The following is a 17977-nucleotide window of genomic DNA, read 5'->3' as shown; positions in this document are numbered from 1 at the left end:
CAAAGTTGACGCGAACGTCAATCTAGCGGGCAAATTCAGGAGGGAGAGTTCCGCCATGACTGCGTACCCGAATATGCTAGCCCCGCTGGATCTGGGCTTTACCACGTTGAAAAACCGCGTGCTGATGGGCTCGATGCATACGGGGCTTGAGGAGACCGGCGATTGGAACCGGGTGGCCGAGTTTTACGCCAACCGGGCGCGGGGCGGCGTGGCCTTGATGGTGACGGGTGGGATTGGTCCGAACCCTGAAGGCTCGGTCCTGCCGGGGGCCTCGATGATGGTGAGCGACAAGGACGTGGCGCACCATTCCATCGTGACGCAGCGCGTACATGACGCGGGCGGCAAGATCGCGATGCAGATCCTGCACGCGGGGCGTTATGCCTATGGGCCGAAATGCGTGGCACCCAGCCCGGTGAAATCGCCGATCTCTCCGTTCCCGCCTACTGAGCTGGATGAAGAGGGCATCGAGAAGCAGATCAGCGATATCGTCAACGCCGCCGTACTGGCGCAAAAGGCAGGCTATGACGGGGTCGAGATCATGGGGTCGGAAGGGTACTTCCTGAACCAGTTCCTTGTGACCCATACCAACAAGCGTACCGACCGCTGGGGCGGGTCTTATGAGAACCGGATGCGTCTGCCGATCGAAGTTGTGCGCCGCACGCGCAAGGCGGTGGGCACCGATTTCATCATCATCTACCGGCTGTCGATGATCGATCTGGTACCCAACGGCTCGACCCATGACGAGGTGGTGCAACTGGCGCAGGAGATCGAAAAGGCCGGAGCCACGATCATCAACACCGGCATTGGCTGGCACGAGGCGCGGATTCCCACGATTGCCACCAGCGTGCCGCGCGCGGCCTTTGCCTGGGTGACCAAGAAGTTGATGGGCAAGGTGGGGATACCGGTGATCACGTCGAACCGGATCAACGCCCCCGAGGTGGCCGAAGAGGTTCTGTCGACCGGTTGCGCCGACATGGTCTCGCTTGCTCGCCCGATGCTGGCGGATGCGGATTTCGTGGCCAAGGCGATTGCGGGTGAGGCCGCGAAGATCGCGCCTTGCATTGCCTGCAATCAGGCCTGTCTGGATCACACGTTCAGCGGCAAGCTGACCTCGTGCCTCGTGAACCCGCGCGCATGTCATGAGACCAAACTGGTGATTGAACCGGCCAAAACGCGCAAATCCATTGCCATTGTGGGCGCAGGCCCTGCCGGTTTGTCGACCGCAATGATCGCGGCCCAGCGCGGCCACGATGTTACCCTGTTCGACCGCGCTGATGAGGTCGGCGGGCAGCTGAACATGGCCAAGCAGGTGCCGGGGAAGGAAGAATTCTGGGGCCTTGTCGACTGGTACCGCACCATGATGGATGATCTGGGCGTGAAGGTGGTACTGAACCGCGAGGTAGGCGCAGACGACCTGACCGGCTTTGACGAGGTGGTCGTCGCCACCGGTGTCAGCCCGCGTGATCCGCAGATACCGGGGCAGGATCGGGACAACGTGCTGAGTTACATCGACGTGTTGCGCGGCAAGGCCGTGGTTGGCAAGTCTGCTGCCGTGATCGGGGCCGGTGGTATCGGTTTTGATGTGTCCGAGTTCCTGTTGGAAGAGGGTCACAGCGCCACGACCGACCTGCCCTTGTGGATGAAGGAATGGGGCGTGACGGACCCGGCTGAACACCGTGCGGGGTTGGCGCCCGATGGGCCGCAACCCAGCGCGCCCGCGCGTCAGGTCACCTTGTTGCAGCGCAAGAAACAGGCGCATGGAAAGGGTCTTGGCAAAACCACCGGCTGGATTCACCGGGCAACACTGAAGATGAAGAACGTCAATTTCGTGGGCGGCGTGAATTATGAGCGCATCGACGATGACGGTCTGCATGTCAGCTTTGGCGAAGAGCGCGCGGACCCGACGGTGATTGCGGCCGACACCATAGTGCTGTGTGCCGGTCAGGTGTCCGAACGGTCACTGGCGGACGCGCTGATCGAGCAGGGTATCACCCCACATGTGATCGGGGGTGCGGATGTCGCCGCCGAGTTGGACGCCAAACGCGCGATCAATCAGGGCACGCGGCTGGCGGCTACATTCTAGCAACTGTAATTCTCAAGATTTTCGCAGATCGTTTTCGGGACGCGGAAAAGCCAAATAAGGTCATCATCACAGCAGTCGCTAGAAAGCTGGTCACAATCGTGAACGCACTCCTCAAATCTCAGCAAAACCGGTCGGCTCAGGCCGCTTGGGAAATACAGTTGCTAGAAACGCTTTACGGCCGGTCGCTGTTGAAGATAGAGACGGCGACCTTCCAGGTACCATCGGGCTGGCGTTTCAGGACGTTGACGAACTTGCCCTCTTCGGGCGGGGTTGCACCGATGACGGCGTAGGTTCCGATCTGATAGGCCATGTCGCCCTCGACACCGTATTCGATCAGCGCATTGGTATGGGTGCCACCGTCGGAGACTTCCATCCGCGAGCGGTAGACTTCCTCGAACGCGGCGCGGCCGCGGATCATGGGCTGACCGGGCGCCAGCAGGACAACATCCTCGGTAAAGAACGCGGCGCAGGCCGCGGCGTCACCCCGGTTGAAGGCGTCGTTATACGCCGCGTCGAAGTCTTCGAGTAACTTTTTTATGTCCATGGTCAAAACCCTCAATCACCAATCCCGGCGCGTGGGCGCAATAGCTGCGGCACCGCTTTACAGCCCCATCGTAACACGAAACGCGCGGCCACCAGGCCGGCTGTATGCGATTGCCGAAGGGCGCAACGGCAACAGGCCGGGGATACCCGGCCTGACGCATTGACGAGGGCCGCAGCGCGGTGCGAAGACAGGCGCTGCCGCCTGCCGGATCAGCGGTTCAGATCGACGGGGATCTCGACCTCGATCTCGCCGGCGTTTTCAAAGATCAGCGTGACCGGGATCGTTGCGCCCTGCTCGAAGGGAGCCTTGATCCCCATGAACATCACATGGTCGCCGCCGCGCTGCAGATTGTGGGCCTCGTTCGCGGGAATGACGAAACCTTCTTCGATATGGACCATCTGGGCCACGCCTTCGGAGTTGATCTGGTGAGTGTGCAGCTCGACGCGGCCGGCCACGCCCGATTTCGCGTCAATCAGACGGTCATCGGCATCAGACTGGTTCGTGATGGTCATGAATGCGGCCCCGGCCTTGGCATTCTTGCCTGACGAGCGGGCATAGGCGTCTTCGATCACGATCGCGCCGTCGGCCAGCGCGGCACCGGCCAGGGTCAGGGTTGCAACTGCGGTAAGCAGGGTGGATTTGAGCGACATGGCGTCTCTCCCATTGTCTTGATTGTCTGTATTGCGAGTTGAATGCGAAAATCAGACAACAAGTGGAGGCGCGCGCGCGGCGGCGTGCAGATGCGGTACAGGAGCGTTCAGATCTATTGCGTAAAGGGCTGCGGGCCGGTCGTGATCCGGTGCGGCGGGCAGCGGTGACTGGTCCAGCAGAACCGCACCCAAAAGGGTCAGGGCATAGTCGGGGCAGTAATGCGGCGGTTTCGTCGGCTGGCCCTGTTCGTCCATGTAGACCATGACCGGGCCAGTGCCGGTGCACAGTTCCATCTGGCCCATAGCGGCGCTCATCCCGCGCGAAACGGCAAGGCTTTGGCCAGTGAGGACCAGCAGCAGCGACAACACAAGCGCCAGATATGGGCGGAACGGATGGTTCATTTGAGTCATTGCATACGCCTTGCGGACGCGGTGCTTCAAGCGCATTGCGCGACCCTGCGACAGCAGGGCGCTGGGGCCCCTGGCGGACGCAGGGTCAACCACTGATATAGCGTTCCAGTTGTTCGATCACGAATTGCTGGTCGCTGATGATGCTTTTGACCAGATCGCCCATCGACACAATACCCACAAGTTGCCCCTGATCCATCACCGGCAAATGGCGCACGCGCAGGTCGGTCATAACCGCCATCGCCTCCTGCACGGTCTGGTCGGGCGGCGCGTAGGAGACCCGGGTCGCCATGACATCACCCACCCGTGTTTTCGGAGAGGAGCGGCCTTTGAGGAACACTTCGCGCGCATAGTGGCGTTCGGTGAAAATCCCCATCAACTTGCCGCCCTGCACTACCACGATTGCACCGACATCGGCGTCGGCCATTTTCTGGATGGCATCCAGAACCGTCGCGGTCGGATGAATTGTCAGAACCTTCTGACTTTTGGAATTGAGCAATTGCTGAAGTGTCGGCATGGTCCTCTACCTCGCTCAGTAGATGGTGACCTGATGAAAAATCATTGCCACAAACCGTAAAAAAAACAATGATTCAGATCAATTAATGCCCATTCTTTTCAATCTTTTGTACACGCAATAAGAGACCGGAACTCCGCCACAGGAGATGGGCCTACTCCAGACCTTTCCAGAATTTCCGCCGATACTCGGTTTCGGTGGTTGTCTCGCCGCTTGCCGCCGCTTTCTTGCGGTCCGGTTCCGGCAGCAGCTCCTGCAGGTAATCGACGCGTTTCCAGTCAGGGACGGGCGTTTCGACGCCGGGCCGTGGCACGAAATCCGAAGCCTGTTGACGCTGGTAGCGGTGGATATAGCGGGGGCAGTTTGTAAAGATGTTTTCCAGATCGACCCGCACCACCATAAGCGCCCCGGGATAGGTGTCGAACAAGGTCGATGACGTCGACCCTTGTGCCCGCCCGTGCAGGCGCAGGCGGCGGGGCTGCTCGAAATCGATGAACAGCATGCCGACTCTGGCGGTATCGGCGATGTTTCCGGCCGAATAGAACATACCGTTGCCGTCATAGATCGGAAAACACAGGGTGCGGTCGTCGAGGATGCGTACGAAGCCGGGTGCGCCGCCCTTGTATGAAACCGAGGGAAAACCGGCGTGGTCGATGGTGGACAGGAAAAAGAAGTCGCTGGCCGTGATGAACCTGCGGTCCATCGGGGCCAGTGCCGAGCGCATGACCCTGTCGTGCAGCGCATCGGCCAGTCTTCGGGTTTCGAACTTGTCCTGCAGATGCCGGTGGGCGCTGGAATAGAACTCTGCCATGAGCGGTCTCCCTTCGGAGGCACATCCTAGCAGATTTGCAGTTGTCCGTCGCGCGGACAGCACACAAGAAAAAACCCCGTACCGGCACAGTACGGGGTTTCAAAATCCGACTTTCGAAAGCGATCAGGCCGAGGCTTGGGCCTTGGCGATCTCTTTTTTGACTTTCAGCGCGTTGGCGGACAGGTCTTCGTCCTTGGCCTTGGCCAGGAACGCGTCCAGACCACCGCGATGATCAACCGAGCGCAGAGCGGAAGCCGAGATGCGCAGCTTGACGCCACGGCCTAGGGTTTCCGACTGCAGCGTAACATCGTTAAGGTTGGGTAGAAAACGACGCTTGGTTTTATTGTTGGCGTGGCTGACATTGTTGCCAGTCATCGGGCCTTTTCCGGTCAGTTCGCAACGGCGCGACATGGTTACATCCTTTGTTTCTGGTGGCAGGGCATCCGGCCTTCTGCCAAATCACAAGGGGCGCAACCCGAAGTCGCGCCCGAAAACTGGTTGGATGCGTTTAGGAGGAATCGCCGGAAGGGTCAAGATGGCGGATGCGGAATCTTTCAAGAAGCTTGCGAAGTTTGCAAGGTTCGGCGGAATGGCCCGTGCCGGGCCATGCCTAAGGCTTGAGCATCTGAAAAAAGATGAAGTGGGGGTCAGGTCCCCGAGAGCGTTGCCAGCATGCGTTCGGCGGCGGCGGCGGGGCTGAGCGTCCCCTGCGCCACTTCGTTGTTGAGCCGTATCATGTTGGCCCGGGCCTCGGCGGTGTCGAGGCGCGCAAGCAGGGCATGGCGCACTTCCTGATCGAACCAGTAGCGGGCCTGTGCGGAGCGATTGGCATCCCAGTGGCTGTTTTCCTTGCGCCAGTCGACCAGCGCCTGCATTTCAACCCATGCCTCGGCCAGCCCCTGTTCTTCGACCGCCGAGACCATCAGAGCCTTGGGAAAACCGGCCGGATCCTGCGGGCGTTTGCGCAGCAGCCGCAGCGCGCCGGCATAATCGGCGCAGGTTCGGATCGCGGTTTCCCTAAGGGCACCGTCTGCCTTGTTGACGAGAATCAAGTCGGCCATTTCCATGATGCCGCGCTTGACGCCCTGCAACTCGTCGCCACCGGCGGGCGCCAGCAGCAGCAGGAACAGGTCGGACATTTCTGAAACCACGGTTTCGGACTGGCCGACGCCCACGGTTTCGATCAGGATCACATCAAAGCTTGCCGCCTCGCAGAGCGCCACCGCCTCGCGCGTGCGGCGGGCGACGCCGCCCAGGTGGGTCTGGCTGGGGGATGGTCGGATAAACGCATTCCGCTCGCGGCTGAGGCGCTCCATCCGGGTCTTGTCGCCGAGGATCGAGCCGCCGGATCGGGCCGAGCTGGGATCGACTGCAAGCACGGCAACGCGCAGCCCCTGCCCGGTCAGCAGCATGCCGAAGGATTCGATGAAGGTGGATTTGCCCACCCCCGGCGTGCCGGACAGACCGATGCGCAGGGCCTGACGACCGGCGGGGGCAAGATATTCGAGCAGTTCGGTCGCCTGTGCGCGGTGGTCGGGGCGCTTGCTTTCGACCAGGGTGATCGCGCGCGCCAGCGCCCGGCGGTCGCCGGTCAGTACCTTGTCGCCAAGCTCTGCGATGTTCATGCGCGCCCCCTTCCCGGAATTTTGCCCTTGATGACGTAGCGGGACGGGGTTTGTCCAGTATCGGAAGCGGCGGGATTTGCCGCAGGCGAACTGGACGCCGGTCTGTGCTTTGGCGATAAGGCGGCATGGACCAATTGCCGATAGATGATGCCCTGCCCGATCTGATTGCCGCGCTGAAAGCGCGCGGGCGGGCGGTGTTGCAGGCTCCGCCGGGGGCAGGCAAGACCACAAAAGTGCCACTGGCGATGCTGGAGGCAGGGCTGTGCGAGGGCCGCATCGTGATGCTGGAACCGCGCAGGCTGGCGGCGCGGGCCGCCGCCGAGCGCATGGCCGAGACGCTGGGGGAACGCGCGGGCGAGACCGTGGGGTATCGCGTTCGGGGCGATGCCAGGGTGTCCGGGGCGACGCGGATCGAGGTCGTGACCGAAGGCATCCTGACCCGGATGCTACAATCCGAACCGGACCTGCCCGGCGTGAGCGCGGTGATTTTTGACGAGTTTCACGAACGCTCCCTGAATGCCGATCTGGGACTGGCGCTGTGTCTGGAAGTGGCGGGCGCGCTGCGGGACGACCTGATCCTGCTGGCGATGTCGGCAACCTTGGATGCCGAACCGGTGGCGGTGCTGATGGATGCGCCGTTGGTCAGTTCCGAGGGGCGGAGTTATCCGGTGGAGACACGCTGGCTGGAGCGTCCGCTGGGGCCGCAGGCGCGGCGTCTGGACGCGCTGGCCGATCTGGTCGTCCGGGCCGAGCGGGAGACACGCGGGACAGGCGGCGGGATGCTGGTGTTTCTGCCAGGCGAGGGCGAGATCCGTCGGACCGAGGCGGCGCTGGCGAAACGATTGCCCGAAAGTTGCGTGCTGCGCCCCCTGTTCGGCGCGATGCCCTTTGCCGCGCAGCGGGCGGCGATTGCGCCGGTGTCGGCGGGGCGCAAGGTGGTACTGGCGACCTCGATCGCGGAAACCTCGCTGACCATTCCCGACATCCGGGTGGTGATCGATATGGGCCAGGCCCGGCGGGCGCGGTTCGATCCGGGCGCGGGACTGTCACGGCTGGTGACCGAGCGGGTGACGCGGGCAGAGGCGACCCAGCGGGCGGGTCGCGCGGGCCGGGTGGCCGAAGGTGTGTGTTACCGGCTGTGGTCCAGGGGCGAGGACGGGGCGCTGGCCGCCTTTCCACCTGCCGAGATCGAGGCGGCGGACCTGACCGGACTGGCGCTGGAGCTGGCGCTATGGGGGGCCGAGCCGACAGAATTGGCCTTTCTGACGCAGCCGCCCAATGAGGTGATGGCCGAGGCGCGGGCGTTGCTTGCGATGCTGGGCGCGCTGGATGGCAAGGGACGGATCACCGATCACGGGCGGGCGCTGGCCGCCCTGCCCCTGCACCCGCGTCTGGGGCATATGCTGGTGACGGCGGGGGGCGAGGCAGCACCTTTGGCGGCGCTGATGGCCGAACGTGATCCGCTGAAGGGCGCGCCGGTGGATCTGAGCCTGCGGCTGGAGGCATTGCGGGATGCAAAGACGTTTCAGCGCAACCGGCCCTATGCGCTGCACATGAGTGTGCTGGAGCGAGTGCGGGCCGAGGCGAAGCGGCTGCGCGGGCAGACGAAATCCTCTGACGAGCGGATGAGCGTCGCGGCCATGGCGGCGCTGGCCTATCCCGACCGTATCGGGCAGCGGCGCAAGGGGGGCACACCCAGGTTCGTTCTGTCGGGCGGCAAAGGCACCGTGTTGGAGGCCGGAGACGGGCTGGCAGGGGTGCCGTATCTTGTGGCAATCGATACCGATGGCAATCCGCGCGAAGCCCGGGTTCGGCTGGCCGCCCAGATCTCGGAACGGGACATCCGGGAGCTGTTTGGTGAGCAGATTGTCTGGGTGGACGTCTGCGAATGGTCAAGGCGCGACCGCAGGGTGGTGGCGCGGCAACAGGAGCGCTTCGGCGCGATCACGCTGGAGGACCGGGTCTGGAAAGACGCGCCCGACGCGGCGGTGGCGGCGGCGATGCTGGACGGGGTGCGCGATCTGGGCTTGCGGCTGGAAGGCGCGGCCGCGCGTCTCGCCGCGCGGGTGGAACTGGTGCGGGAAAACGGTGCCGATCTGCCGGATTTTTCCGAACAGGGGCTGCTGGCAAGTCTGGAGGAGTGGTTGTTGCCGATGCTGTCCGGCGTGCGCAGCGCCGAAGAATGGAAGCGGTTCGACCTGCTGCCCGCGCTCAGGACCGCACTGAGCTGGGAGCAGTTGCAGGATCTGGACCGCCGCGCGCCGGGGTCCTTTACCACGCCGCTGGGGCGGAAAGTGCCGATCGACTATGGTGGCGCGGTGCCGGAGATTTCGGTGCGGTTGCAGGAGTTGTTCGGGGTCACGCAGCACCCGGTGATCGGGGGCGAGCCTTTGAAGATCACGCTTTTGTCGCCGGCGCGGCGACCGATCCAGATTACCCGCGATCTGCCGGGATTCTGGGCCGGGTCCTATGCGGACGTGCGCAAGGACATGCGAGCGCAATACCCCAAACATCCCTGGCCGGAGGACCCCACAGCAGCCGACCCGACATTGCGGGCAAAGCCGCGGTCATAGGTGGCTCTGCCCCCGGCGCGGCGAGCCGCGCCTCCCCCGGAGTATCCTCAAAAAGATGAAGTGCGGATCATGTCGGCGGCTTTCTCGGCGATCATGATGACCGGGGAGGCGGTATTGCCGCTGACGATTTTCGGCATGATCGAGGCGTCGATCACGCGCAGACCCGAAAGGCCGTGGACGCGCAGATCTGGTGCGGTGACGGCCATCGGGTCGGCGCCCATCCTGCAGGTTCCGACCGGGTGGAAAATCGTGGTGGCGATGTTTCCGGCCTCGCGCAGAAGGTCGGCATCGGTGGCGATTTCCGGACCCGGCAGGAATTCCTGTGGGCAGTAAGGTTGCAGCGCCCGCGCGGTCATGATCCGGCGCGTCTGTTTGACGGCGGCGACAGCGACCTGTTTGTCGCGCTCGGCGCTGAGGTAGTTGAGGCGGATATGCGGCTGCGGGTCGGGCTGGCTGGTGGTGATGTGGCTGTGGCCCACGCTTTCGGGGCGCAGATTGCAGACCGAGACAGTGATGGCCGGAAACGGGTGCAGAGGGTCGCCGAGCCTGTCCGTGGAGAGCGGCTGGACATGGTATTCGAGATCGGGCGTGGCGAGCGCGGGGTCGGATTTGGTGAAGAGGCCGAACTGGCTAGGCGCCATGCTGAGCGGGCCGGAGCGGGAAAGTGCGTATTTCAGGCCGATACCGATGCGACCCAGCACAGAGTTGGCCGTTTCGTTCAGGGTTTGAGTGCCCGAGACCTTGAACACGGTGCGGATCTGCAGGTGGTCCTGCAGGTTCTCACCCACTCCCGGCAGGTCAAGAATGGGCGTGATACCCAGGGCAGAAAGGCGGTCGGGCTGGCCGATGCCGGACAGCTCCAACAGCTTGGGCGAGTTGATGGCACCCGCGGCGAGCAGCACCTCGGCCCGGGCAGTAACGGTCAGGAGGCGGCCTTTGTAGCGAAAGACGACGCCGGTGACGCGGCGGCCATCCAGGATCAGCCGGTCGGTTGTCGCATGGGTCAGCACCCGCAGGTTGGGGCGTTTTAACGCCGGGCGCAGGAAGGCCTTGGTGGTGTTCCAGCGGACCCCGTTTTTCTGGTTCACCTCGAAGAAACCCGAGCCTTCGTTGTTGCCGGAATTGAAATCCGGGGTGGGGCCGTAGCCGAATTCCTGCGCACCCTCCTGAAAGGCGCGCAGGATGTCCCAGCTGACGCGCTGGGTGGTCACCTTCCACTCGCCCCCTGCCCCGTGGAGATTGGTCTCGCCCTTGTGGTGATCCTCGGATTTGCGGAAATAGGGCAGCACGTCGTCCCAGCCCCAACCCGTATTGCCCATCTGCCGCCAGCCGTCGTAATCGGCGGCCTGCCCGCGCATGTAGATCATGCCGTTGATCGAGGTGCAGCCGCCCAGAACCTTGCCGCGTGGATAGACCAGCGAGCGACCGTTCAGCCCTGGTTCCTCGGCTGTCTTCATCATCCAGTCGACGCGGGGATTGCCGATGCAATAGAGGTAACCCACGGGGATATGCACCCAGTGATAGAGGTCGTTGCCGCCCGCTTCGAGCAACAACACCCGAGTATCGGGATTTTCGCTCAGGCGGTTGGCGAGCACGCAGCCGGCGGTACCTCCACCGACGATCACATAGTCATAGTCCCCTGTCAGCTGTTCGGTCATGGTGCTCTCTCCTTACCCGCCAGCTTGCCGATTGGGGCGGGGGATGCAATGGGGGTGTTCGGGCATTTTCCGGTAACCTTCGCAGACAGCCGTGGTCACGATTAAAGACGCGTGCGGTTTGTGCTATGCTTACGGACATGCTCAACTTGACCTCGGTCCAATCGGTGGAGGTGAACGGCACCGTTCTTGCTGCCTTGGAAAAAGGTGGCGGCGACCCGTTGGTGCTTGTGCATGGCAGCGCGTCGGATTTGCGAACATGGTCCCATCAGATAGATGTTTTTCCGCAACGCTTTCGCACCATCGCCTATAGCCGCCGCTTTCACGCGCCCAACGCGCCAATACCGTCAGATGCGCCCGATCCCATTCAAGCCCATGTCGATGATCTTGCCGCTCTGGTCAGAGCAATGGATGCCGGGCCTGCGCATGTCGTCGGGCATTCCTGGGGCGCGCTTGTTTCACTTTTGGCCGCCGAGCAAGTACCAGCGCTGTTTCGCAGTCTCATCCTGATTGAACCGCCAGCGATTTCGATGCACGTGAGCATTCCGCCGACGGCAAATCAATTGATCCGGCTTCTGGTTTCGGAGCCCCGGCTTGCCTTCGCAATCATGAAATTCGGTGCACGAACCGTCGGCCCTTCGGAAAAGGCTTTTCGCAGGGGGGAGGACAAGCTGGCTGTTGAAATCTTTGCCCGAGGGGTGCTGGGCGAGCGGTATTTCGAAGCCTTGTCGGAGGAACGTTTTGCGCAGGTCTGGGACAATCGGGGGCCTGACCGCGCACTGGCCCTGTATCAGGGGTTCCCTGATCTGTGTGGAAAGACATTCCAGAATGTCCGTGTTCCCGTGCTTCTGATTGGCGGCACCGACAGCCCACCGCTTTTCAAGCTGCTTCTTGACGGGCTGTTCCATTGCCTTTCGGATGCGCGGATCAAAATGATCGAGAACGCATCGCACATCGTTCATGAGGACGCGCCCGAGGCTTTGAATGCATTTATTTTGGAGTTCCTTGACGAAGTCGGACAAGGGCCTATCGCGCCCGCTTGAGCGGGAGATGGAATGGGCGTGTTTTCCGACGCGGAATTCTCAGGAAGGTTTTGTTCCCGAGACGACAAAACTCGGCATTGGGATAGCGACCGCTCCGTCGCGTTCAAACTTGAGAATGCCCTCGGTGACGTCGGATTCGATTGCCTTCACGGCTTGGGGTGTTTGCTGGTCCATGATGATGGGCGTTCGAACGCTGAATTGCAGGAACTCGGACCAGAAGCCGCTTGATTGACCATGGTAACAACTTGGAACGTCGATGACTTGTATATCTTCAAAACCTGTGACCATCAGTGCTTTTGCGCACAGATCGCGGTCGGAATAGGCGAATGCGTCTGGTGACGGCGGGACTTCGCTCATGTCCGCGTGCCGCAAGACCGCTCCGAAAACCGTGGCGAACAATGCGGAGTCTTTCGGCGAGCACCACTGGCTGAAGGCGTAGCGCCCGCCCGGTCGGATGACACGGAAGGCTTCGGAAAATGCTTTCGTTGGGTCCGTGAAGTGAAAGACGCCAAAGTTGCAGATTGCGGCGTCATAGCTTTCGTCTTGTGCATCGAGCGCAAGCGCGTCTCCCTCCCGGAAAGGCACGTGTGGAAAGCGTCGGGCTGCGGTTCGGACCATGGAAGGCGCAAAATCAACGCCTTCGGCATGCGCCCCGATTGCGTCGGCGGCGCCCGCGGCGAAACCCGGCCCGGTGCAGATGTCGAGCACTTTCAGACCGACGCGCGCGCGAATGGCGCTGAGCAGGGCGGGGATTGCCTGGGTCGTGACACGCGCGGTCAGGGTTTCGTAATTCTCGGCCCGCTTGTCCCAGCCGTCCAGTTCCTGTTTGCGAAATTCCTCGAATGCCATGGCCCCCTCCGGTTTACTGCCAAAGCATAACACGAAAATTGCGCGAAAGGCCGGTAACGCCAAAGAAACCAACCGGCCGCTCAACGTTTTAGAGTGCGCCGTTTGTTTTGCGGCCACAAAGCATGTACTCTGGATTGACTTGGCGCTGCTTCCTTCAGGAGGTGCACAATGTTAGTCAGGCGTTTCGTTATCTTTCTGGTCCTGCTTCTGAGCGCGTTACCGTCTCAATCGCGGGCAGAAACACCGCTGGGGTCAACGATTTCCGAGGAAGTCTTTCTGTATTTGAAGGTTAGTTCCGAGGCGGCTCAGGGTTTGTTGCCTGAGGGCTGGACGCTGGCCCCCTGGACAAAAGGCGCTTGGGCGGGGGCCAACCTGCTGATTATCCTGGGTGAAACGCATTCCGATCTGAATCCCGAAGGAAAGCCGCGGCGGGATACCGGCTATCTCAACATGCGGCTGTTTACATGGGGTCGCAACGAAGCGGTCAAGTGGCGTATCTTCAACGCGGGCCGGTTTGCCACCGACGATCTGACCCCAAGTTCGACCACCCGCGTTAGCATGGTCAACATGCGCCGTTCGGTATCGCGGGTTACTGAAAGTCGTGGTCATGCTGCGGTCACCGACCATTGGGAAATCGACGCCGAAAGCGGGACGCTCAGGCTAGAAATGTCATACTCGGGGCTGGCACCGCGATATTCGACGCAGCAAGGGAAGGTGGTTGATCCGGATGCCCCGGAAGGAGACCCGGTCGGTTTTCGGATCAAGCAGATTTCCTATATGATACAGGGGCTGAACCACCCTAACAGTGTTTCGTCCGTTGATCTGGAAAATTCGATCCCGGATCTGTTGCCGCTTTTGGATGGGAACGAAGAAATCCTCTCTATCCGGATATTGCCGGTGAAATTCACCGAGCGTTTTGGGCCCTGAGCCTGCTGGCGGAGCAAAGGAAACTCTCATCGTCGTGTGCATCATAGCAGAACCGGTGTTAAGATCGACCTGCCCCACATGTGCGGGAGTAGAGAGTTATGAACATTTGCGAAGCACGATCGCAGGCTGAGATCAACCACGCGGCAAGTCTCATGTGAGGTTTGTATGAAGCGAACAAGGTTCTCTACCACGACGATCTGGAAACCATCGAAGAGTACTACCGGGGGTCGTGGTTTTTTCAGCGCTCACCACAACTTCCGGCTGTGTACCTTCCGCCGCAAGGAAATGTCCTTGTTGCTTATTTGGGCAGCAAACCGGCGGGAACGGTGGCGACCTATCGAATGGATGATGAAAACTGTGAGCTGAAATCGATGTTCGTTGCTCCTGCTTTCAGAAAAAGCGGTGTTGCACATGCCCTTTGCGAGGCGGTGATCAAGCTGGCCAGAGAACAAGGATATCTCAACGTCAGGCTAACAACCGGGGAGCGTCAATTGCCAGCCCGACGCCTGTATGAACGGCTGGGGTTCAGGATGGTCGCGCCCTGGGACGTCAATCCGCCCGAAGGCTACGATTACTTTGAGTTGGGCATCGGTTAGGGTTGTGATCTGATCGGGTCGATCTCTGCAACCTGACCGGAGCGGCTTGGGGTAGACTTTCTTTCGACGGTGCTGAACTCTTCAGTTTATCCCGCCTATCCCCACTCGCCATGCGTTTCCCCCGGGCGATCGGTGCGCTCGAACCCGTGATGGCCGAAGAAATCGCGTTGTGCCTGGATCAGGTTGGCGGTACCGGTGGCCTGGCGGATGCTGTCGTACCAGCCGAGCGCGGAGGAGAGCGCGGGAACCGGCAGGCCCGAGGTGATTGATTGCGCCACGATAGCCCGGAGGCCTTGCAACGCGGGGGCGAGAAGGTCCGGTACGGCCGGGGCGAGGAAGGCTGGGCGTTCGGGCTTTTCACGCAGGGCCGGGGCGAGGTCGTCGAGCAGGGATGAGCGGATTATGCAGCCCGCGCGCCAGATCTCGGCGATGCGGGCAAGATCAAGCGACCAGCCGTATTCGGCCGAGGCGGCGCGAAGGATGTCGAAGCCCTGAAGATGTGCCAGAATGCGGCCTGCATAAAGTGCCTGCGTCAGCAAATCTGGATCGGGAGTCGACACTGTGCAATCTGCGGGCGGCAAATGCGCGGCGGCGGCCAGCCGGGCGGGTTTGGCGGACGACCAAGCGCGGGCGCCGACGGCGGCCTCGATAACCGAGGCGGACTGGCCCAGTTTCAGCGCCTCAATCACTGTCCAGCGCCCTGTGCCTTTCTGACCGGCCCGATCGCGGATCATGTCGACCATCGGACGGCCCGAGAGCGGATCGGTGGTTAGCAGGACGCGAGCGGTGGCCTCGACCAGGAACGAGGCAAGCGGGCCGGTTTCCCAACGCCGGAACAGCGCGCCGATGCGCGGTGCCTCCCACCCTGCCCCGTCGCGCAGTAGGCCGTAGATTTCGGCAATCATCTGCATGTCGGCATATTCGATGCCGTTGTGCACAGTCTTGACGAAATGCCCCGCGCCGTCAGGGCCAAGATGCGCGACACAGGGATCACCGTCGAACTTGGCGGCAATCGGTTCCAGCAACGGTCGCAGGTGGTGCCAGCTGTGATCCGAGCCGCCCACCATCATCGAAGGACCGTGGCGCGCGCCCTCCTCTCCGCCGGAAACGCCCATGCCGACGAAGTGCAGCCCCGTTCCCGCAAACTCTGCCGAGCGGCGGCGGCTGTCGTTGAAATCGGCGTTGCCAGCATCGATCAGGGTATCGCCGGACGACAGAAGCGGGCGGATGGCATCGATCATGGCATCAACCGGCGCGCCCGACGGGATCATCAGCAGAATCAGGCGCGGGGTTTCGAGCTGCGCGACAAACTTTGCCAGGGTTGGGGCCGTGCTGATCCTGTCGGCCAATGGCCCGGCCCGGGTCACGAATGGATCGATCCAGTCCACCTCGCGATTTGTGACGCAGATGGGGATGCCATTTTCGGCAAAGTTCAGGGCCAATGCGCTGCCCATCGTTCCCAGACCGTAGACCCCGATCCTTGCCTTGCCCATGCCTGTCCCCGTGCTGTTTGACCGGCGCAGAATGCGATATGGCGGAAACCGGCGCAACCCGGTGACGGTTGTGGATAAATTCTGCGCCTCCCGTTGAATCCGACCGCGAAACCTTTATTTGAAGCGGCATCGATTTATCAGCGCGAACACGAAATCGGTCCGATGAACAAACGGTTACGGAAAGCTTGGGAAGAGGTCGTGCGACCTCTGGTCCGGCGCCCCGACGGGGTGCAGGTTGCGGCGCTGTGCACGCGGCCCACCAAGCGCGGCGACGAGGTTCTGCTGATCACCAGCCGGGGATCGGGCCGCTGGATCGTGCCCAAGGGCTGGCCCATCGACGGGCTGGACGGGCCGGAAAGCGCACTTCGCGAGGCGTGGGAAGAGGCCGGCGTGCGCAAGGCGAATGTCTGGCAAGACCCGGTGGGACGGTATTCCTATGACAAGGTGCTGGATGACGGGTCGTCGCAGACCGTCCGGACCAGCGTCTACCGGTTGCTGGTCGACAGCCTGTCAGACGAATACCCCGAGGCGCATGAGCGCAAGCGGAAATGGATGTCTCCGGCAGATGCCGCCAACCGGGTGAACGAACCCGAACTGCAGGCCATTCTGCGTCAATTGTAGCGCATTCACGAAGGTTTTTTGACGTTTCTCTTGCGAGTCGGGGGGCAAGCGACTAGTCGCGGGCGCGACGTGACACCTGCTGCCGAAAGATCATGACCGATTCACCGACACCAACCCGCTGGAAATCCCTCGATAAGGACCTCAAGCGCATCTCGCGTGTGGAGGCGGCCACGAGCTATGTCTCGCGTCCGCTGGTTGCGCCGGGCATATCGCTGGCCTTCATCGTGCTTGCGGGTCTGGTGGCGTCAGTTTTTTTTGGCGGTGTCAGTGGCAACGTCATTGTCATCGCGGCGGCGGCGTTCGGGGCCTATATGGCCATCAACATCGGCGCAAATGACGTGGCCAACAACATGGGGCCTGCGGTGGGCGCCAATGCCCTGACCATGGGCGGGGCCATCGCCATTGCAGCAATCGCCGAAAGCGCGGGCGCCTTGCTGGCGGGCGGTGACGTGGTGTCGACCATTTCCAAGGGCATTATCGATCCGGCATCGGTCGAGGATACCCAGGTCTTTATCTGGGCGATGATGGCGGCGCTGATATCCTCGGCCCTGTGGGTGAACCTGGCCACATGGGTTGGTGCACCGGTATCGACCACGCATTCGGTCGTGGGCGGCGTGATGGGGGCCGGCGTCGCAGCGGCGGGCCTGTCGGCGGTCAGCTGGTCGACGATGGGCACGATTGCGGCAAGCTGGGTGATCTCGCCGGTGCTGGGCGGTGCGATCGCGGCGTTGTTTCTCGCGCTGATCAAGCACAAGATCCAGTATCAGGACGACAAGATCGCCGCCGCGCGCCGCTGGGTCCCGATACTCGTGGCGGTCATGGCGGGCGCTTTCTCCTCTTACCTTGCGGTCAAGGGACTGAAAAAGATCGTCAAGATCGATCTGGAATACGCCCTGTTGATCGGTCTTGTCGCCGCGGTTGCGTCCTGGGCCATCACCGTGCCGCTGGTGCGGCGCAAATCCGAGGGCATGGAGAACCGCACCAAGTCGGTCAAGACGCTGTTCGGCCTACCGTTGGTCATTTCGGCGGCGCTGTTGAGCTTTGCCCATGGTGCCAATGACGTCGCCAATGCGGTCGGTCCGCTGGCGGCCATCGTGCACGCGACCGAGTTCGGCAGCTTTTCCGCCAAGGTATCGATCCCGAGCTGGGTGATGGTGATCGGGGCGTTCGGCATCTCGTTCGGCCTGTTCCTGTTCGGCCCCAAGCTGATCCGCATGGTTGGCAGCCAGATCACCAAGCTGAACCCGATGCGCGCCTATTGCGTGGCATTGTCCGCCGCCATCACGGTAATTGTCGCAAGCTGGCTGGGCCTGCCGGTCAGTTCCACCCATATCGCGGTGGGCGGTGTCTTTGGCGTAGGATTCTATCGCGAATGGCATTCCGATCGCCGGCGGCGGAACTCGGCCAGCCAGACACCGGCCGAGTTGCGTCTGGCGCGTGAAGAACGCCAGCGCCGCAAGCTGGTGCGGCGGTCGCATTTCATGACCATCGTTGCCGCTTGGGTGATCACTGTGCCTGCCGCCGCACTCATGTCGGCGGTGATCTTCCTGATCCTGAACACGCTGGTTTGATCTGAGTCGTCTGT

General features: G+C 62.1%; 17 protein-coding genes. 7 read left to right on the top strand and 10 right to left on the bottom strand.

Annotation, left to right across the window (positions count from 1 at the left end; all coding sequences use genetic code 11):
- The first annotated feature begins 55 nt into the window (after positions 1-55).
- Positions 56-2083, top strand: a complete 2028-nt coding sequence (locus AC2FLX_RS09345; protein ID WP_496810073.1) for a 2,4-dienoyl-CoA reductase FMN-binding domain-containing protein — start codon at positions 56-58, stop codon at positions 2081-2083.
- A gap of 172 nt (positions 2084-2255) precedes the next feature.
- On the opposite strand, the gene AC2FLX_RS09340 is transcribed toward AC2FLX_RS09345, so the two are convergent.
- From AC2FLX_RS09340 to meaB, 7 genes are all read right to left on the bottom strand, one after another.
- A complete protein-coding gene (locus AC2FLX_RS09340; protein ID WP_496810074.1) occupies positions 2256-2627 on the bottom strand; it encodes a YybH family protein in 372 nt (123 codons plus the stop codon).
- A 209-nt stretch (positions 2628-2836) separates the two neighbouring features.
- The gene (locus tag AC2FLX_RS09335) at positions 2837-3277 is read right to left on the bottom strand and encodes a copper chaperone PCu(A)C (RefSeq protein WP_496810075.1); all 441 of its coding nucleotides are present in this window, start codon (positions 3275-3277) and stop codon (positions 2837-2839) included.
- A 51-nt stretch (positions 3278-3328) separates the two neighbouring features.
- Positions 3329-3688, bottom strand: coding sequence for a hypothetical protein (locus AC2FLX_RS09330; RefSeq protein ID WP_480749428.1), 360 nt, complete (start codon positions 3686-3688; stop codon positions 3329-3331).
- Between the two features lie 85 nt (positions 3689-3773).
- Positions 3774-4202 carry a CBS domain-containing protein gene (locus AC2FLX_RS09325; RefSeq protein ID WP_496810076.1) on the bottom strand — a complete coding sequence of 143 codons (429 nt, stop codon included), beginning with the start codon at positions 4200-4202 and terminating at the stop codon, positions 3774-3776.
- A gap of 151 nt (positions 4203-4353) precedes the next feature.
- On the bottom strand, positions 4354-5010 hold the full coding sequence (locus AC2FLX_RS09320) for a pyridoxamine 5'-phosphate oxidase family protein (protein WP_496810077.1): 657 nt from the start codon (positions 5008-5010) through the stop codon (positions 4354-4356).
- A gap of 123 nt (positions 5011-5133) precedes the next feature.
- Entirely contained in the window at positions 5134-5421 is a 288-nt protein-coding gene (gene rpmB, locus AC2FLX_RS09315) for a 50S ribosomal protein L28 (protein WP_480599182.1), read from the bottom strand.
- A gap of 236 nt (positions 5422-5657) precedes the next feature.
- Complete coding sequence (gene meaB / locus AC2FLX_RS09310) at positions 5658-6635, bottom strand: methylmalonyl Co-A mutase-associated GTPase MeaB (RefSeq protein ID WP_496810078.1); 978 nt, start codon at positions 6633-6635, stop codon at positions 5658-5660.
- A gap of 125 nt (positions 6636-6760) precedes the next feature.
- On the opposite strand from meaB, the gene hrpB reads away from it, so the two are divergent.
- Positions 6761-9208, top strand: coding sequence for an ATP-dependent helicase HrpB (gene hrpB, locus AC2FLX_RS09305; RefSeq protein ID WP_496875417.1), 2448 nt, complete (start codon positions 6761-6763; stop codon positions 9206-9208).
- Positions 9209-9255: 47 nt separating this feature from the next.
- Here hrpB and AC2FLX_RS09300 read toward each other — a convergent pair whose 3' ends face one another.
- A complete protein-coding gene (locus tag AC2FLX_RS09300; protein WP_480749433.1) occupies positions 9256-10866 on the bottom strand; it encodes a GMC family oxidoreductase in 1611 nt (536 codons plus the stop codon).
- Between the two features lie 125 nt (positions 10867-10991).
- Between AC2FLX_RS09300 and AC2FLX_RS09295 the strand changes: the two genes are divergently transcribed.
- Positions 10992-11906: an alpha/beta fold hydrolase gene (locus tag AC2FLX_RS09295; protein ID WP_496811416.1), complete on the top strand. Its 915-nt coding sequence runs from the start codon at positions 10992-10994 to the stop codon at positions 11904-11906.
- Between the two features lie 39 nt (positions 11907-11945).
- On the opposite strand, the gene AC2FLX_RS09290 is transcribed toward AC2FLX_RS09295, so the two are convergent.
- Entirely contained in the window at positions 11946-12755 is an 810-nt protein-coding gene (locus AC2FLX_RS09290) for a class I SAM-dependent methyltransferase (protein ID WP_496744196.1), read from the bottom strand.
- Between the two features lie 168 nt (positions 12756-12923).
- Between AC2FLX_RS09290 and AC2FLX_RS09285 the strand changes: the two genes are divergently transcribed.
- Entirely contained in the window at positions 12924-13682 is a 759-nt protein-coding gene (locus AC2FLX_RS09285) for a hypothetical protein (RefSeq protein ID WP_496811417.1), read from the top strand.
- Between the two features lie 161 nt (positions 13683-13843).
- Positions 13844-14278 (top strand): GNAT family N-acetyltransferase, encoded by a 435-nt coding sequence (locus AC2FLX_RS09280; protein ID WP_496811418.1) that lies wholly within the window; start codon positions 13844-13846, stop codon positions 14276-14278.
- Between the two features lie 95 nt (positions 14279-14373).
- Here the strand turns inward: AC2FLX_RS09280 and gnd are convergent, their stop codons facing one another.
- On the bottom strand, positions 14374-15771 hold the full coding sequence (gene gnd, locus AC2FLX_RS09275) for an NADP-dependent phosphogluconate dehydrogenase (RefSeq protein WP_496811419.1): 1398 nt from the start codon (positions 15769-15771) through the stop codon (positions 14374-14376).
- A gap of 162 nt (positions 15772-15933) precedes the next feature.
- Here gnd and AC2FLX_RS09270 point away from each other — a divergent pair, with 162 nt between their 5' ends.
- Both AC2FLX_RS09270 and AC2FLX_RS09265 read left to right on the top strand, forming a co-directional pair.
- Positions 15934-16392: an NUDIX hydrolase gene (locus tag AC2FLX_RS09270; RefSeq protein WP_480749439.1), complete on the top strand. Its 459-nt coding sequence runs from the start codon at positions 15934-15936 to the stop codon at positions 16390-16392.
- A 92-nt stretch (positions 16393-16484) separates the two neighbouring features.
- Positions 16485-17963 carry an inorganic phosphate transporter gene (locus AC2FLX_RS09265; RefSeq protein ID WP_480749440.1) on the top strand — a complete coding sequence of 493 codons (1479 nt, stop codon included), beginning with the start codon at positions 16485-16487 and terminating at the stop codon, positions 17961-17963.
- Positions 17964-17977 lie beyond the last annotated feature (14 nt).

The organism is Ruegeria sp. YKSF57, assembly GCF_059612585.1.
Note: the sequence above shows the minus strand (reverse complement) of the source record. Positions and strands in the feature narration are given on the sequence as shown.

Bases quoted from the DNA above. Each gene is read 5' to 3' on its own strand.
- AC2FLX_RS09300 (WP_480749433.1), bottom strand. From the start codon at position 10,866: ATGACCGAACAGCTGACAGGGGACTATGACTATGTGATCGTCGGTGGA.
- meaB (WP_496810078.1), bottom strand. From the start codon at position 6,635: ATGAACATCGCAGAGCTTGGCGACAAGGTACTGACCGGCGACCGCCGG.
- rpmB (WP_480599182.1), bottom strand. From the start codon at position 5,421: ATGTCGCGCCGTTGCGAACTGACCGGAAAAGGCCCGATGACTGGCAAC.
- AC2FLX_RS09290 (WP_496744196.1), bottom strand. From the start codon at position 12,755: ATGGCATTCGAGGAATTTCGCAAACAGGAACTGGACGGCTGGGACAAG.
- hrpB (WP_496875417.1), top strand. From the start codon at position 6,761: ATGGACCAATTGCCGATAGATGATGCCCTGCCCGATCTGATTGCCGCG.
- AC2FLX_RS09295 (WP_496811416.1), top strand. From the start codon at position 10,992: ATGCTTACGGACATGCTCAACTTGACCTCGGTCCAATCGGTGGAGGTG.
- AC2FLX_RS09340 (WP_496810074.1), bottom strand. From the start codon at position 2,627: ATGGACATAAAAAAGTTACTCGAAGACTTCGACGCGGCGTATAACGAC.
- gnd (WP_496811419.1), bottom strand. From the start codon at position 15,771: ATGGGCAAGGCAAGGATCGGGGTCTACGGTCTGGGAACGATGGGCAGC.
- AC2FLX_RS09265 (WP_480749440.1), top strand. From the start codon at position 16,485: ATGACCGATTCACCGACACCAACCCGCTGGAAATCCCTCGATAAGGAC.
- AC2FLX_RS09345 (WP_496810073.1), top strand. From the start codon at position 56: ATGACTGCGTACCCGAATATGCTAGCCCCGCTGGATCTGGGCTTTACC.
- AC2FLX_RS09330 (WP_480749428.1), bottom strand. From the start codon at position 3,688: ATGACTCAAATGAACCATCCGTTCCGCCCATATCTGGCGCTTGTGTTG.
- AC2FLX_RS09325 (WP_496810076.1), bottom strand. From the start codon at position 4,202: ATGCCGACACTTCAGCAATTGCTCAATTCCAAAAGTCAGAAGGTTCTG.
- AC2FLX_RS09320 (WP_496810077.1), bottom strand. From the start codon at position 5,010: ATGGCAGAGTTCTATTCCAGCGCCCACCGGCATCTGCAGGACAAGTTC.
- AC2FLX_RS09285 (WP_496811417.1), top strand. From the start codon at position 12,924: ATGTTAGTCAGGCGTTTCGTTATCTTTCTGGTCCTGCTTCTGAGCGCG.
- AC2FLX_RS09270 (WP_480749439.1), top strand. From the start codon at position 15,934: ATGAACAAACGGTTACGGAAAGCTTGGGAAGAGGTCGTGCGACCTCTG.
- AC2FLX_RS09335 (WP_496810075.1), bottom strand. From the start codon at position 3,277: ATGTCGCTCAAATCCACCCTGCTTACCGCAGTTGCAACCCTGACCCTG.